The organism is Phenylobacterium sp. (genome assembly GCF_037968635.1).
Taxonomy (GTDB): Bacteria; Pseudomonadota; Alphaproteobacteria; order Caulobacterales; family Caulobacteraceae; genus Phenylobacterium.
The window spans coordinates 72,773-87,543 of record NZ_JBBKVV010000044.1 but is presented as its reverse complement, the minus strand read 5'-3'; the positions used below and the strand labels follow the sequence as shown (position 1 = coordinate 87,543).

Sequence of the window (14,771 nt, the reverse complement as noted above, 5' to 3'; positions counted from 1 at the left end):
CGAACGGCCCCGCCCTCCCCGGCGGGGCCGTTTTCGTTGGCGACCCCAAGGTGTTGCGGAGCGGAAATGTGATGAACCGAGAATAACGCCGCGCTCAGATCAGCGTCATGGGCTGCGTGGTCATCTAGGGTCAACGTCGCCACTGGGGCGGCGGACTGCGCAAAGGACCAAGCTTTGCCAGAACCCTTTTAGACCAAAGTCGTTTCACCCCAGTCTGAGGACAGGGGCGACAAGAGATATTCAAGGAGACCACCTCATGAAAACGCTCACCATGCTAGCCGCCGCGTCCGTCCTGGCCCTTTCGGCCGGCGCCGCGTCCGCCCAGGGATGGATGTCGATCAACCAGCGCCAGGCCAGTCTCGATGCCCGCATCGACGCCGGCGTGCGCAGCGGTGATCTCACCCGTCAGGAAGCCACCAGCCTGCGCAGCGATTTCCGCACGGTGGCCAAGCTGGAGGCCAACTATCGCCGCAACGGTCTGTCGACCTGGGAACGGACTGACCTGGACCGCCGCTTCGACGCCCTGTCGAACCGCATCCGCTATGAGCGCCACGACCGTCAGGACCGTCAGGACCGCAACGGCGGGGGTTGGATGAACATCAACCAACGCCAGGCCAACCTCGATCACCGCATCGACCAGGGCATCCGCAGCGGCAAGATCACACGGGCCGAAGCCTACCGCCTGCGGGCGGACTTCCAGACCATCGCGCGTCTCGAAAACCGCTATCGCGCCAATGGCTTGTCGAACTGGGAGCGGGCCGATCTGGACCGCCGTTTCGACACCCTCTCGGCCCGAATCCGGATCGAGGCCAATGACTCCAACCGCTACGGCGCCGGCTACGGCGCACGCCGCTAAGTTGTCGGGGGCGCGGCCAGAGGTCGCGCCCCTGCACGACCCAGATTTACTCAGAATTATCCCAACCGTGTTCTGTGAGAGGCTCAAGCTTCGCCAGGACCTTGCATGCCGCCATCGGCCGCGACTTTCTCGTCTGACCTGATGGAGGTCATCGCCGTGCGCCGCGCCCAGGTGCGTATGCGCGTCGGCCTCGCCGTGGGCCTCACCTTCGGCTTTGGCGCCATCACCGGCTGGGTCTGGGCTTTCGTCTGGCTGGCCTGCTACGGCGCGCTGCAAATGGTCGAATACTTCGTGTTCGCCAAACGCACGCCTCCCCCCTGGCTTGCACTCGCCTTGCTCTTCACCAACAGCTTGGTCTTCGGCGCCTTCGCGGCCGACGGGCCGGTCAATGAAGGCGTCTTCGGCCTGGCCTGCTGGATCTGCCTGCTATGCGGCGGTCAGCTGAACTCGGCCCTGACCAGCCAGAAGTCGCAGGCCGGCTTTCTGGCCGCCTCGACCCCCTTTGCAATCTACCTGGCCGCGACCCCCTTCGTCGCCTTGTGGCTGGGGGGCGCGCCACGCCAGGCCGCGGCCATCGCGGCCTCGGCGGTCCTGATCGTGATCTTCACTCACCTGATCTGGCGCGCCGCAGCCCGCGCGCTTACCGCCGAGAGCGAGGCCCGCGCCCAGGCCGAAGCCGCCGACGCCGCCAAGTCGGCCTTCGTGGCTATGGTCAGCCATGAGCTGCGCACCCCGATCAGCGCTATCCTGGCCGGGGCCGTCGAGGCCAACGATGCGCGCAGCGCCTCGGCGCGGAGTTCCAACCTCGACCTGATCTCCTCCTCGGCCCGCATGATGCGCACCCTGCTGGACGACCTGCTCGACATGTCCAAGATCGAGGCCGGGCGCATGGGGGTGGAGGTGACCGCCTTCGACCTGCGCCGCCTGATGCTGGAGACGGTGCGATTCTGGGGCCCGGTGGCCCGCAGGGGGAACCTGACCTTCCGCCTGGAGGGCGCCCACAGCCTCCCGGCCTGGGTCGAGGGCGATCCCACCCGCATTCGTCAGGTCCTCAACAACCTGCTCTCCAACGCCCTGAAGTTCACGCCGCAAGGGACCATCACCCTGCGCATGACCTCAGTGCGCCGGGCCGACGGGACCTGCGGCCTGACCCTAGAGGTCATGGATACCGGGCCCGGCATGACCGACGAGCAGATCGGCGGCCTCTTCACCGCCTATGGTCAGCTCAGCAACAGCGTCGCACGGACCCATGGCGGTACGGGCCTCGGTCTCAACATCAGCCGCGAATTGGCCCGCCTGATGGGCGGGGATCTGGTGGCGGAAAGTGCGCCGGGCCGGGGCGCGACCTTCCGCCTGTCCCTGGACCTGGCCCTGGGTCAGGCCGAGACCCCGGCCGGCGACGCCCCCCAGGAACAGACCGGCCTGCGTGTGCTGATCGTCGACGACCACGAGATCAACCGTCGGGCCTTCACCCTGATCCTGCAGGGCGCGGTGGACGCCATCGTCACCGCCGAAAACGGCCAGGACGCCCTGGACATCCTGGCCCAACAGCCCTTCGACGTCGTGCTGATGGACCTCAACATGCCGAAGATGGGTGGGCTGGACTGCACGCGCGCCCTGCGCGCCACGGCAGGCCCAAACCAGACCACCCCGGTGATCGCGCTCACCGCCTCGGCCGCCCGCAGCGAGATCGACGTCTGCCTGGCCGTCGGCATGAACGCCTTCGTCATGAAGCCCGTCGAGGCCGCCGAGCTGTTCGGGGCCATCGAGCGGGTCTTGGACGCCCACGACGTGGCTGTCGCCGCGGTGGCCTAGCGGCGGCGGCCGATTCCTCCTATCTGGCCCCCCTCTAGGGAGGGATCGCCATGGAAACCCGGCACAACGGCTACACGGTGAGCGACGACGCCACGCGGTTCGACATCGCACGCGCCTATCGCTGGATTTCCGCGCAGAGCTACTGGGGCACGGGCATCCCGCGCGAGACCTTCGAGAAGGCCGTGGCCGGCAGCCTGACGATCGGGGTCTATGCGGCGGACGGCCAGATGGCCGCCATGGCCCGGGTGGTCACCGACCGGGCCACCTTCGGCTGGGTCTGCGACGTCTTCGTCGACGAGGCCCATCGCGGGGCGGGCCTGGGCAAGGCGATCATGGGCTTCATCACCGACCACCCGGACCTGCAGGGCTTGCGGCGCATGCACCTGGCCACCCGCGACGCCCACGGCCTCTACGCCCAGTACGGCTTTGGCCCGCTCACAGGCGCCGACCGCTGGATGGAGATCCGCAAGACCTATACCTGAGGAATGATGGTCAGCTCGGGCCAGCGGCTGCGCGCGCCCTCGGCGGTACGCGCAAAGCCCGAGACCCGGCGGTTGGGGTTCTCGCGATAGGTCATCGAGAACAGGTCCTCCAGGCCGAAGGGGGCGACGATGGTCATGGAGCCGTCGGGCTCCAGCCGCGCGGCGACAGCGTTCAGCGGGCTGGCGAACCGGGTCAGGGCCTCGGCGCTGGAGCTCAGGGGAGCGTAGGGCTCGCCGAACTTGGCCTCGAACCACAGATGGACCCGGGCCTGGTTGCGCACCTCCACCATCTCGCGGACCGGCGGCTGGAAGGCCGCCGCCACCCGGGCGATCACCACGTCCTCGGCGTCCCAGGAGGTGTCGGGATCGAAATAGGCCAGGTCGTAGTCCTTGATCCCGTGGTCGGGGTCGCGTCCCGTCAGGTGGTTCAGGACCCGCTGGTAGATGGCCCCGGAAAAGATCAGCCAGTCGGGCAGGGCCAGCGCGCGCGCGGTCTCCATCACCGCCATCAGGCTGGGGGCGGCCCGCAGGATGGCTTCCAGGTCATCACGATGCTTCACGCCTTACCCCGCAAGGGCCAGGCGTGGTCGAGGGGGCCGTGGCCGGCGCCGAAGCCGGGGGCCCGGCGCATGGCTTCGTGGACATAGGCCCAGGCCCGGGCGACGGCGTCCGGCAGGCTCAACCCCTGGGCCAGGCCCGCCGCCACCGCCGAGGCCAGGGTGCAGCCGGTGCCGTGGGTGTGGCGGGTGTCGAGGCGCTCGCCCTCGAAGGTGGTCTCCCCCTGCGGGGTCATCAGCACGTCCACCACGATGTCGCCGGCCACATGGCCGCCCTTCATCAGCACGGCCTGGGCCCCCAGGGCCAGCAGGCGCTCGCCGGCGCGGCGCAGGTCGTCGGTGGTATGGACCGGCAGGCCGCTGAGGGCCTCGGCCTCGGGGGCGTTGGGGGTGAGTACAGTGGCCCGAGGAATCATCAGGGTGCGCACCGCGTCGACGGCGCTGGGGGCCAGCAGATTGGAGCCGCCCTTGGCCACCATGACCGGGTCGACGATCACTGGAACCCTTACGGTGTCGAGGATTGCGGCGACGCGGGTGACCATTTCCACGTCGCCCAGCATGCCGGTCTTGACGGCGTCGGCGCCGATGTCGTCGAGGACGGCGCGGGCCTGGGCCTCCACCACGGCGGGGGATATCGCATGCACGCCGTGGACGCCGAGGGTGTTCTGGATGGTGACGGCGGTGATGGCGGTGGCGGCGTAGCCGCCGAGCGCGGTGACCGTCTTGATATCGGCCTGGATCCCGGCTCCGCCACCGGAGTCGGAGCCGGCGATGATCAGGACGCGTCCGCGAGAGTCAGCCATCTCAAGGGAAATACAGGATTCGTCGGTTGTCGTGGATGGAAGACTCGGGTGGTCTGGCCCCATGAGCACTGACATCAAGACCGCCATCGTCACCGGAGCCGGCTCCGGCATCGGCCGCGCCAGCGCGCTGGCCCTTGTGGAGGCGGGGTTTCACGTTTTCCTGGCCGGGAGAAGACTGGACGCGCTGGAGGAGACCGCCCGGCGGACTATGGCCGATAAGTGCTCGTTGATGTCCGTTGATGTGAGCGACGAGGCCCAGGTCCTGGCGCTGTTCGAGGCGGTGAAATCCAAGTTCGGAAGGCTGGACCTGCTGTTCAACAACGCCGGGACCGGGGCGCCGCCCGTGCCGATGGAGGAGCTCAGCCTCGCCCACTGGAAGCGGGTGGTGGACATCAACCTGACCGGCGCCTTCCTCTGCACCCAGGGCGCCATCCGTCTGATGAAGGCCCAGGACCCCCGGGGCGGACGGATCATCAACAACGGCTCGATCTCGGCCCATAGCCCGAGGCCCCGCTCGGTGGCCTATACGGCGACCAAGCACGCCATCACCGGCCTGACCAAGTCCACCTCGCTGGACGGCCGGCCCTTCGACATCGTCTGCGGCCAGATCGACATCGGCAACGCCGCCACCGAGATGACCGCGGCCATGGCCAAGGGCGTGCCCCAGGCCGACGGGACGCTCGCGCCCGAACCGATGATGGATGTGAAGGCCGTCGCCGACGCCGTGGTGTTCATGGCCGGCCTGCCGCTCGACGCCAATGTCCAGTTCATGACGGTGATGGCGACAAAGATGCCGTTCATCGGGCGGGGGTGAAAAAACCCGCTCATCCCGGCGAAGGCCGGGATGAGCGGTATTGAGGCGCGCCCCTCAGCGCATCGCTTCCCAGACCCTTAGAGCCTGGACCGTTTCGGCCACGTCGTGGACGCGCACCGCCGTGACGCCGGCCAAGGCGCCGGCCAGGGCCGCGGCGAGGGAGCCGCCGAGGCGGTGGGCGGGGTCCTTGGCGGCCGGGTCCAGGCGGGCCAGGAAGCTCTTGCGGCTGGCGCCCAGCAGGACGGGGAAGCCCAGGGCCACGATCCTGTCCAGGGCAGCCAGCAGGGCGAGGTTGTGGGCGAGCGTCTTGCCAAAGCCGATGCCGGGGTCGAGCCAGATCCGATCACGCGCCACTCCGGCGGCCAGGACCACCTCGACGCGGGCCAGCAGGAAGGCGCAGACCTCGGCGACCACGTCCTCGTAATGGGGCGCGGCCTGCATGGTGCGGGGTTCGCCCTGCATGTGCATGAGGATCACCTCGCACCCGAGTTCGGCGGCGGTCTCCGGCGCGCCAGGCGCCGCGAGGGCGGCGATATCGTTCCAGATCGAAGCGCCCGCACCGACGGCGGCGCGGGCCACGCCGGGCTTCACGGTGTCGATGGAGATGGGGACGCTGGTGCGAGCGCGGAGGCTTGTGATCAGCGGGGCGACGCGGGCGATCTCCTCGACTTGCGAGACGGGCTCGGCTCCGGGGCGGGAGGACTCGCCGCCGATGTCGAGGATGTCGGCGCCCTGCCCCACCAGCCGCAAGGCGTGATCGAGACCCGCGTCGGGATCGAGGAAGAGGCCGCCATCGGAGAAGCTGTCGGGAGTCGCGTTGACGATTCCCATCACGCGGACGGCGGTCACGGCCCTGGCGGGCGGTGGCGCGGGTCGCGCCGGTCGGGGCGAGGGTCCAGGCGGTGGCGAGGTCATAGGCCGTGCAGCTAGCAGACCTGCGCCGGGAGTCGAGGTCCAGGCGCACCTGGACGGCGTCGAGGGCGGGCGGCGGCAGAGGACGCAAGGGCAGGGCCATGCCCGGATCGGTGAGGCATATCCAAGCGTCGACGCATGATTAACGGGCGCCCGAGGAATGTCTGGGTCGGCTCCAGCCCCAAATTGGGGGGCTGTCCTCTTTTCGTCACGTTGCAGGCGGTACAAGCAGGCGGCAAAGGAGGCTGCGATGATCCTTAACCCCGTTCGTCTGTACAATCGCTGGCTCCGCATGCGCGGCGAAGCCCTCGAGGAGGCGCAGATGCTGCGTCGACGCCACGGCGACGAGGCCCTGGAGGCCGCCCGAGCCAAGCTCACCCGAGCTGACCTGAGTTCCTGGGGTCGGCGGGTGATGCAGGAGACGGTGAAGACGCTGGAGAAGGCTTAGCGCCTCAGACGCTCATCCCACCCAGAACGACAAAGGGGAGCCGTGAGGCTCCCCTTTGCGTAGGCCGATCATGGGGCTCAGGCTGGTTCGGGATCGGTCCGGGGCGAGAGGGGCACCGAGGCGACGGGGCCGGCGGGGCGCTTTGAGTCGCTCTCGTCGCGGTTGGGGGCGACCCCCTTCAGCACGGCGATGATCTCGTCGCCCGAGAGGGTTTCATATTCCAGCAGGGCCTTGGCCAGGGTGTGCAGATCATCCAGCCTCTCGGTGAGGATGCGGCGCGCCTCGTCGAAGGCGCCCTGCACCAGCTTCTTGACCTCCTCATCGATGATGTTGGCGGTCTTTTCCGAGACGCTCTGGGTGCGGGAGACGGAGTGGCCGAGGAAGACCTCATCCTGGTTCTCGCCATAGGAGACGACGCCGAGCTTGTCGGAGAAGCCCCACTTGGTGACCATGGCCCGCGCCAGACGGGTGGCCTGGTCGATGTCCGACGAGGCGCCCGAGGTGATCTTGTGCTTTCCGAAGATGATCTCCTCGGCCATCCGGCCGCCCATGAGGACCACCAGACGCGAGGTCATCTGCTCATAGGACATGGAGAGCTGGTCGCGCTCCGGCAGCTGGATGACCATGCCGAGCGCCCGGCCGCGCGGAATGATGGTGGCCTTGTGCACCGGGTCGGTGGCGGGAACCGTCAGGGCCAGCAGGGCGTGGCCGCCCTCGTGATAGGCGGTCAGGCGCTTTTCATCCTCGGTCATGGCCATGGACTTGCGCTCGGCGCCCATCATGACCTTGTCCTTGGCGTCCTCGAAGTCGCGCTGCAGGACCATGCGGCGGTTCTTGCGGGCGGCCATCAGGGCGGCTTCATTGACCAGGTTGGCCAGATCGGCGCCGGAGAAGCCGGGCGTGCCGCGGGCGATGGTCTTGACGTCGACATCGGCCGCCAGGGGCACGTTCTTCATGTGGACGCGCAGGATGCGTTCGCGGCCGCCGACATCGGGATTGGGCACCACGACCTGACGGTCGAAGCGGCCCGGACGCAGCAGGGCCGGGTCCAGCACGTCAGGACGGTTGGTGGAGGCGATGACGATGATGGCCTCGGACGGATCGAAACCGTCCATCTCCACCAGCAACTGGTTGAGGGTCTGCTCGCGCTCGTCATTGCCACCGCCGAGGCCCGCGCCACGGTGGCGGCCGACGGCGTCGATTTCGTCGATGAAGATGATGCAGGGGCTGTTCTTCTTGGCCTGCTCGAACATGTCGCGCACGCGGCTGGCGCCGACGCCGACGAACATCTCCACGAAGTCGGAGCCGGAAATATAGAAGAACGGCACGCCGGCCTCGCCGGCCACGGCGCGGCCGAGCAGGGTCTTGCCGGTGCCGGGAGGGCCCACCATCAGGGCGCCCTTGGGAATCTTGCCGCCCAGACGCTGGTACTTCTGCGGGTCCTTCAGGAACTCGACGATCTCGGTGAGCTCTTCCTTGGCCTCGTCGACCCCGGCCACATCCTCGAAGGTGATGCGGTTCTTGTTCTCGGTGAGCATCTTGGCCTTGGACTTGCCAAAGCCCATGGCGCCGCGGGCCCCGCCCTGCATCTGGCGCATGAAGAAGATCCAGACACCCACCAGCAGCAGGATCGGCAGGCTCTGGACCAGCAGGCCCACCAGGCCGCCGCCCATCTGCTTGACCTCGATGTCCGCGCCCTGGCTCTCCAGGCGCTTGACCAGGTCGTCCTGGTTGTTGGGGGTCATGGCCCCGAAGGTCTTGCCCGCGCCGTCCGTCACCTCGACGCTGGGGCCGCGGATCGTGGCCTTCTTCACCTCGCCCGACGCCACCTTGGACAGCAGCTGGCTATAGGTGATCTGGCCCGAGTTGGCCCCGTGGCCGCCCCCGGTCGTCATGCTGTAGAGCCCGATGAGGACGACGACGATGACGCCCCAGATGGCGAGATTGCGCAGGTTCATATTGGTTCAGACCGTCCCGGAAAGTGTCCGTCAGACCCTAAGATAGGGGGGCGGACACGGTTTCACCAGCAAGCACGGCGCCACGCGACGGAAGTTCGCAGCGCTGCCGTGAAATAGGGGCGAAAACAAAAGGCCGCGCGGTGATCCGCGCGGCCTTTCAAATACTTAAGCTTCGAAGAGGATCGGGACCCTACCGGGCGCCGGGAGCCTTCTTCGGGGCCGGGATCAGGCCTTCACGCTGGGCGCGCTTGCGGGCCAGCTTGCGGGCGCGGCGAACAGCTTCGGCCTTTTGACGGGCGCGCTTCTCGCTCGGCTTTTCGTAATGCACGTGCCGCTTCATTTCGCGGAACGAGCCCTCGCGCTGCATCTTCTTCTTCAGCGCCTTCAGGGCCTGATCGACGTTGTTGTCGCGGACGAAAATCTGAACCAGAGTTATCTCTCCTGTTACCCGTTCCCGCTCGGCCAGTCCTGGGGTCAGGCGGCGGCGAACGGACAATAGCCTTGCACCCGTAGGCTGGAGCCTCCGGGATGAGGGCGGCGAAATACCAGAGACGGGAGGCGATGTCCACGGCGGACAGGAGCCTTTAGGCGCTATATTGTAAGGTATGGCGCACGAAACCGACTGGGCTGAGGCCACCGAACAACAGATTCTGGACGCGGCCCTTAACCTTGCCCCGACCCAGGGATGGACCTGGCCGATGGTGCGGGCGGCGGGCAAGGCCTGCGGGCTCTCCGTCGCGGAGACCGAACTGCTGGTTCCGCACGGCCCGGCCGACCTGGCGGCCCTGCTCTCGCGCCGGCACGACGGCGCCGCGCTGGAACGGTTGGCGGGGACCGATCCCAAAACCCTGAAGATCCGCGAGCGCATCCGGGCCGGGGTCGAGGCGCGGCTGGACGCCGCGGCCGCCGATGAAGGCGCCGTGCGGCGCTGGGCGGGGTATCTGGCCCTGCCGACCCGGATTCCCCTGGCCGTGAAGCTGCTCTGGGAGAGCGCCGATACCCTGTGGCGCTGGGCCGGCGACACGGCCACCGACGAGAACCACTATTCCAAGCGCGCCATCCTGTCGGGCATCCTGGTCTCGGGCCTGACGATCCGACTGGCGAGCGGCAAGGCCGACGCCATGGCCTTCGTCGACAGCCGCATCGACAACGTCATGACCTATGAAAAATGGAAGGCCGGCCGCAAGGGCGGGGACCTGCTGCGGGATGTGGCCGCCGCCCTGGGGAAGATGCGGTACGGGTAGCAAACGTCCTTCTCCCCTTGCGGGAGAAGGTGGCCGGTCGGAGACCGGTCGGATGAGGGGTCGCGCTCCCCTCGACGGGCTACTGTTCGTGACGTTCGTGAGGTTCGTGGACAATCTTGTGCCGCCTCGCGGCGTCACGGCCTGAAGAATTGGAACCACGAACCTCACGAACCACACGAACGGTGGATCAAGCCAAGGTGACGTGCTGCATCCAGGTCCCGGCTGCGCCGCGATGAGCGGGCTTACCTGATGAGCTGATCGACCCCTCATCCGACCCTGCTCCGCAGGGCCACCTTCTCCCGCAAGGGGAGAAGGACATTTGCGCCCCTTCCCTTCCACAGCGTCACGCACCCATGATGTTTCCAACGAGAGGAAACACCATGACCGACACCGCCGACTTCGCCTGCTTCAACGTCACCATCGAGGACGGGGTCGCCCATATCCAGCTCAAGCGACCCGAGGCCATGAACTCCATGAGCCGGGAGTTCTGGAACGAGCTGCCGGTGATCGTGAAGGACATCGACCACAATGCGCGGGCTCGCTGCATCGTGATCAGCTCGACCGGCAAGCACTTCTCCGCCGGCATGGACCTGGCGGTGTTCGGCGGCGGGGGCTCGACCTCGGCCAACCAGGTTCAGGATCGCCATCTGAACGCCGAGCAGCAGCGGCATCATATCCTGTGGCTGCAGGACTGTTTCGGCTGCCTGGACGACGCGCGGATCCCGGTGATCGTGGCGATCCAGGGCGGCTGCATCGGCGGCGCCGTCGACATGACCAGCGCCTGCGACATCCGCTACGCCAGCGCCGACGCCTTCTTCTGTATCCAGGAGATCAATATCGGCATGACGGCCGACGTCGGCACCTTCCCGCGGCTGTGCAAGCTGATCCCCGAGGGGTGGGTCCGCGAGATGGCCTATACGGGGCGGCGCATGGGGGCGGCCAAGGCCAAGGAGATCGGCTGGGTCAACGAGGTCTTCGAGACCCAGGAGCAGTGCGTGGCCCACGCGCTGGCCACCGCCCGCGAGATCGCCGGCAAGGCCCCCCTGGCCGTCACCGGGTCCAAGGTGATGATCAACTATGCCCGCGACCATACCATCCGCGATGGGCTGGACTATATCGCCGTCTGGCAGACCGGCATGTTCTCCGGGCCCCACATGGGCGAGGCCTTCGCCGCCAAGGCCGAGAAGCGCGAAGCGGTGTTCCAGGACCTGCAGCCGCTGAAGCACGGGATGTAGAGAGGGAGGGCCTTCTCCCCTTGCGGGAGAAGGTGGCCCTGCGGAGCAGGGTCGGATGAGGGGTCGTGCTGACCTCTCGGGTTAGGGCGTTGCAGGATCAGCGGATGGGGGAGCGTGACCCCTCATCCGACCGGTCGCTGACCGGCCACCTTCTCCCGCAAGGGGAGAAGGACTCAGATCAGGCCTCCAGCTCCGCGCCCTTGAGGTTGCAGCCCTCGAGCTTGGCGCCGGCGAGGTCGGCCTCCAGGAAGCGGGCGCGGGGGGCCGAGGCGCCGGTGAGGTCGGCGCCGCGCAGGGTGGCGCGCGACAGGTCGGTGCGGAGCATGCGGCCGTCATCGATGGCGAGCGGCCCCAGCTTGGCGCCGCGCAGGTCGGCGCGGGTCAGCAGGGCGTTGGTGAGCCGGGCGCCGCGCAGGTCGGCCATCTTCAGGTTGGCGCCGCGCAGATCACAGCCCGAGAGGTCGGCGCCCTGGAGCTGGACCCCCTGCAGGTTCATGCCGAAGAAGACCGAGCCCGAGGCCGAGAGCCCGCTGAGCCTGCGCCCCTTCAGGCCGCCTGGCACGGAACGGAAGTCGGTGTCGGGCAGACGCACGTGCTGGCCGCTCTTGCCGGCGGAATCGCAGAAGGCCTCGTGGGCCGCCAGGATCGCCTCCAACGGCTTGTCGTCGATATAGACCGCCACTGGCGGCGCCTTCAGCACCCCGGTGAGATCGGCGTTGCTGATGTTGGCCATGCCGATATCGCAGCGGACCATGATGGCGTGCTTGAGCGACGCGCCCGACAGGTCGGCGCCCGAGAGGTCGGCCCCCGTCAGATTGGCGCCGTCCATCACCGCCTTGATCAGCTTGGCGCCGCCAAGCGTCGCGCCCGACAGGTCGGCGTCGGTGAAGTCGGCGGCCATGGCCGAAAGCCCGTGCATGTGGGCGCCGGCCAGGTTGGCCCCGGCCAGCACGGCGAAGGTCAGCTCACCCGGCCGCTCCTCATGCTGCAGGATGCGAAAGCCCTCGGCCTTGTCCTGCAGGGCGATGCGGCCTTCGCGCAGGTCACAGCCCGAGAGGTCGGCGCCCGAAAGGTTGGCGCCGCGCAGGCAGGCGCCGCGCAGATCAGCCTTGGAAAGATCGGCCTGGCGCAGGTCGGTGTCGCGCAGGTCGGCGCCGAACAGAACTGCCCCGGCGAGCCGGGTCCCCACCAGGGAGGCGCCGTTCAGCCGCGCGCCGGTGAGGTCGGCGTCGCGCAGGTCCAGGCCGTCGAGTTGACGGTTGGTGAGGTCGACATAGGCCAGGTTGGCGCGGCGGCCGCCGCTGCGGCCCTCAAGGAATCGCCGGTGCTTGTCCAGCGCCAGGCGCAGGCCATCGGTGTCGAGCGGCTTGAGGACGAGGACGGCGGGCGGCATGGAATTCCCTGAATCCGCTATCGTCACCCAACGCGTTTAAGGAACCGTTGCGTCAATGCGCCACAGGGGTGTTTTCCGTCGAAACGCGACTCACAGCGTCGGCCGTCAGCCCTTCGCCCTGGCCGCCCGCAGCCTGCGGCGACCGGCCTATTTGGCTTCGGGCGGGCCCTGGGTCGCGGCCATGATCAGGGCGGCGATCTTGTCGGTGGAGTCGGCCGCCTGGCTGAGCATGGAGAAGGGACCGGCGCCGGGACGGACGGCCTGGGCCATCTGGGTGGCGGCGCCCTGGGCCATGGCGATGGCGGTGTTGCCCGCGGCGTTCAGACCCGAGTTGGCCACGCGCTGGGCGTTGGCGTCCTGGTAGATGAAGCCGTGGGTGGGGTAGGTGGTCGAGCCGAGGTCACGGATGGGATCGTACCAGACCTTGACCTGGGACCAGTCGCCGGCGGGCGAGACGTCGATCACGGTGACGTCCTTCTCGACCTGCCCACGGGACCCGCCGATACGCGACCAGTTGGCGTGGGTGATCTGGATGACCCGGTCGGTGAGCACCTGGCTGACCACGGCGACGTGGCCGAGCTGCATCTTGCCGTTCGGTTTAAAGCAGAGGACCGCGCCGGCCTTGGGGGAGAAGCCGGTCTCGTACTTGCCGGCGGCCTGTTTCCACCAGGTCCAGGCGTCGCCGAAGATCTGGACGCCGGAAATCAGCCGCGCGAAGGGCACGCACTGCCAGTAGGTGTCAGCCACCGCGCCAGCGGGCGCCAGCGTCATAACCGCCGCGGCGGCCAGGGAACCGAGGGCGGTTCTGGTCCGTTTCAGCATGTTAAGAGGGGCTCCCCACGCGAACTGCCATTAGGGATACTCACCCTGGACGCGAAAGCAAAGAGCTTTTCGGCCCGTGCGGCGGAAGGTCGCCGAGACTCCCACGCATCGACCAGCAGCTTCACTGGGCCGATAGGCGATCTCCGATCAAGACAAGCTCTCAGTTCGTCAAGTCGAACCCTTAACCTTTAGGAACCTAATCACGATGTCGACGCGAGATTCCCGTTGTTAAGCTGGAATTTCATGACCGTGTCATTCATGAATGCTGAAAATGTCTCGCCGAGAACCTAGATTCGGCACGCGTGAAACAATCAGAAACAGACCAGCGGCCGGCGCGCCAAGACCTCGGCGTGAGATCGGCCGCCGTCGCCAAGAAGAGAGGCCGCCCCCCAGGCCGCCGGTCACATTCCAGATATTGACCATCCGGCGCCTGGAAAAATGGCGGTGGCCGACACAAGGCCTGGCGCGACTCACGGCGGCGCCCATCTCACCTGCGAACCATTCGCAGTAGTCGACGCGGCGGGATAGGCTAGAAGGAGCCAACTCCCACTCCTTGAGAACCCCCATGGACAGCCTTTTGATCCTGGCCGCCGACCCGGCCGCCTGGGCCGCCCTGATCACCCTCGTCATCATGGAGGTGGTGCTCGGCATCGATAATCTGGTCTTCATCTCCATCCTGTCGAACAAGCTGCCCGAGCATCAGCAGGCCAAGGCCCGGCGGCTGGGCATCGGCCTGGCCCTGATCATGCGGCTGGCCCTGCTGTCGACCATCGCCTTCATCGTCGGCCTGACCGCCCCGGTGTTCGAGCTGCCCTGGACGGGGCCGCTGAACGCCGACGGCCACCCCGCCTTCGAACTGGCCTTCTCCTGGCGCGACCTGATCCTGATCGCCGGCGGCCTGTTCCTGGTGTGGAAGGCCACCACCGAGGTCCACCACACCATGGACCCCGCCCCCAGCGACGACCTGCTGAACAAGGAGCAGGCTGTCGCCATGAACTTCGGCGCCGCGATCGTGCAAATCCTGCTGCTGGACATCGTCTTCTCCATCGACTCGATCCTGACGGCGGTGGGCATGACCGACCACCTGCCGATCATGGTGATCGCCGTGGTGATCGCCGTGGCGGTGATGCTGCTGGCCGCCGATCCCCTGGCCAAGTTCATCAATGACAACCCCACCGTGGTGATGCTGGCGCTCGGCTTCCTGCTGATGATCGGCGCCACCCTGATCGCCGACGGCTTCGGGGTCCACGTGCCCAAGGGCTACATCTACGCGGCCATGGCCTTCTCCGGCCTGGTGGAGGCGCTGAACATGGCCTCGCGCAGGGCCCAGCAGCGCAAGGCGGCGGGGCATGCGGCGGCCGAAAAGTCTGATACCGTTCCGTAGAAGCCGGTAAGGGGACGGCGATATTTCCGCCCGCCCCCGGACTTCGAC

15 protein-coding genes are annotated in these 14,771 nt (G+C 67.7%); 8 read left to right on the top strand and 7 right to left on the bottom strand.

Features of this window, described 5'->3' with window-relative positions; all coding sequences use genetic code 11:
* Positions 1-256: 256 nt before the first annotated feature.
* The 3 genes from AAC997_RS04960 to AAC997_RS04950 all read left to right on the top strand — a co-directional run bounded on the left by AAC997_RS04960 (position 257) and on the right by AAC997_RS04950 (position 3,153).
* A complete protein-coding gene (locus AAC997_RS04960) occupies positions 257-856 on the top strand; it encodes a hypothetical protein (RefSeq protein WP_340644576.1) in 600 nt (199 codons plus the stop codon).
* A 105-nt stretch (positions 857-961) separates the two neighbouring features.
* Positions 962-2,671, top strand: a complete 1,710-nt coding sequence (locus AAC997_RS04955; protein WP_340644575.1) for an ATP-binding protein — start codon at positions 962-964, stop codon at positions 2,669-2,671.
* Between the two features lie 50 nt (positions 2,672-2,721).
* Positions 2,722-3,153 carry a GNAT family N-acetyltransferase gene (locus AAC997_RS04950; protein ID WP_340644574.1) on the top strand — a complete coding sequence of 144 codons (432 nt, stop codon included), beginning with the start codon at positions 2,722-2,724 and terminating at the stop codon, positions 3,151-3,153.
* On the opposite strand, the gene AAC997_RS04945 is transcribed toward AAC997_RS04950, so the two are convergent.
* Both AAC997_RS04945 and thiD read right to left on the bottom strand, forming a co-directional pair.
* Positions 3,144-3,662 carry a nucleotidyltransferase family protein gene (locus tag AAC997_RS04945; protein WP_340644581.1) on the bottom strand — a complete coding sequence of 173 codons (519 nt, stop codon included), beginning with the start codon at positions 3,660-3,662 and terminating at the stop codon, positions 3,144-3,146. The genes AAC997_RS04950 and AAC997_RS04945 overlap by 10 nt on opposite strands.
* 47 nt (positions 3,663-3,709) lie before the next feature.
* A complete protein-coding gene (thiD, locus tag AAC997_RS04940; RefSeq protein ID WP_340644573.1) occupies positions 3,710-4,513 on the bottom strand; it encodes a bifunctional hydroxymethylpyrimidine kinase/phosphomethylpyrimidine kinase in 804 nt (267 codons plus the stop codon).
* Positions 4,514-4,574: 61 nt separating this feature from the next.
* Between thiD and AAC997_RS04935 the strand changes: the two genes are divergently transcribed.
* Positions 4,575-5,327, top strand: coding sequence for an SDR family oxidoreductase (locus AAC997_RS04935; protein ID WP_340644572.1), 753 nt, complete (start codon positions 4,575-4,577; stop codon positions 5,325-5,327).
* Positions 5,328-5,381: 54 nt separating this feature from the next.
* Here AAC997_RS04935 and folP read toward each other — a convergent pair whose 3' ends face one another.
* Positions 5,382-6,158: a dihydropteroate synthase gene (folP, locus tag AAC997_RS04930; protein ID WP_340644580.1), complete on the bottom strand. Its 777-nt coding sequence runs from the start codon at positions 6,156-6,158 to the stop codon at positions 5,382-5,384.
* A gap of 331 nt (positions 6,159-6,489) precedes the next feature.
* Between folP and AAC997_RS04925 the strand changes: the two genes are divergently transcribed.
* Positions 6,490-6,687 (top strand): hypothetical protein, encoded by a 198-nt coding sequence (locus tag AAC997_RS04925; protein WP_340644571.1) that lies wholly within the window; start codon positions 6,490-6,492, stop codon positions 6,685-6,687.
* Between the two features lie 77 nt (positions 6,688-6,764).
* Here AAC997_RS04925 and ftsH read toward each other — a convergent pair whose 3' ends face one another.
* Both ftsH and rpsU read right to left on the bottom strand, forming a co-directional pair.
* A complete protein-coding gene (gene ftsH / locus AAC997_RS04920; RefSeq protein WP_340644570.1) occupies positions 6,765-8,645 on the bottom strand; it encodes an ATP-dependent zinc metalloprotease FtsH in 1,881 nt (626 codons plus the stop codon).
* Between the two features lie 190 nt (positions 8,646-8,835).
* Positions 8,836-9,075, bottom strand: a complete 240-nt coding sequence (gene rpsU, locus AAC997_RS04915) for a 30S ribosomal protein S21 (RefSeq protein ID WP_215342650.1) — start codon at positions 9,073-9,075, stop codon at positions 8,836-8,838.
* A 175-nt stretch (positions 9,076-9,250) separates the two neighbouring features.
* Here rpsU and AAC997_RS04910 point away from each other — a divergent pair, with 175 nt between their 5' ends.
* Positions 9,251-9,889, top strand: coding sequence for a COQ9 family protein (locus AAC997_RS04910; protein WP_340644569.1), 639 nt, complete (start codon positions 9,251-9,253; stop codon positions 9,887-9,889).
* Between the two features lie 380 nt (positions 9,890-10,269).
* Positions 10,270-11,124: a crotonase/enoyl-CoA hydratase family protein gene (locus tag AAC997_RS04905; RefSeq protein ID WP_340644568.1), complete on the top strand. Its 855-nt coding sequence runs from the start codon at positions 10,270-10,272 to the stop codon at positions 11,122-11,124.
* Positions 11,125-11,302: 178 nt separating this feature from the next.
* Here the strand turns inward: AAC997_RS04905 and AAC997_RS04900 are convergent, their stop codons facing one another.
* Positions 11,303-12,517: a pentapeptide repeat-containing protein gene (locus AAC997_RS04900; protein WP_340644567.1), complete on the bottom strand. Its 1,215-nt coding sequence runs from the start codon at positions 12,515-12,517 to the stop codon at positions 11,303-11,305.
* Between the two features lie 147 nt (positions 12,518-12,664).
* A complete protein-coding gene (locus AAC997_RS04895) occupies positions 12,665-13,339 on the bottom strand; it encodes a CHAP domain-containing protein (protein ID WP_340644566.1) in 675 nt (224 codons plus the stop codon).
* A 565-nt stretch (positions 13,340-13,904) separates the two neighbouring features.
* Between AAC997_RS04895 and AAC997_RS04890 the strand changes: the two genes are divergently transcribed.
* On the top strand, positions 13,905-14,723 hold the full coding sequence (locus AAC997_RS04890; protein WP_340644565.1) for a TerC family protein: 819 nt from the start codon (positions 13,905-13,907) through the stop codon (positions 14,721-14,723).
* The last annotated feature ends 48 nt before the right edge of the window (positions 14,724-14,771 follow it).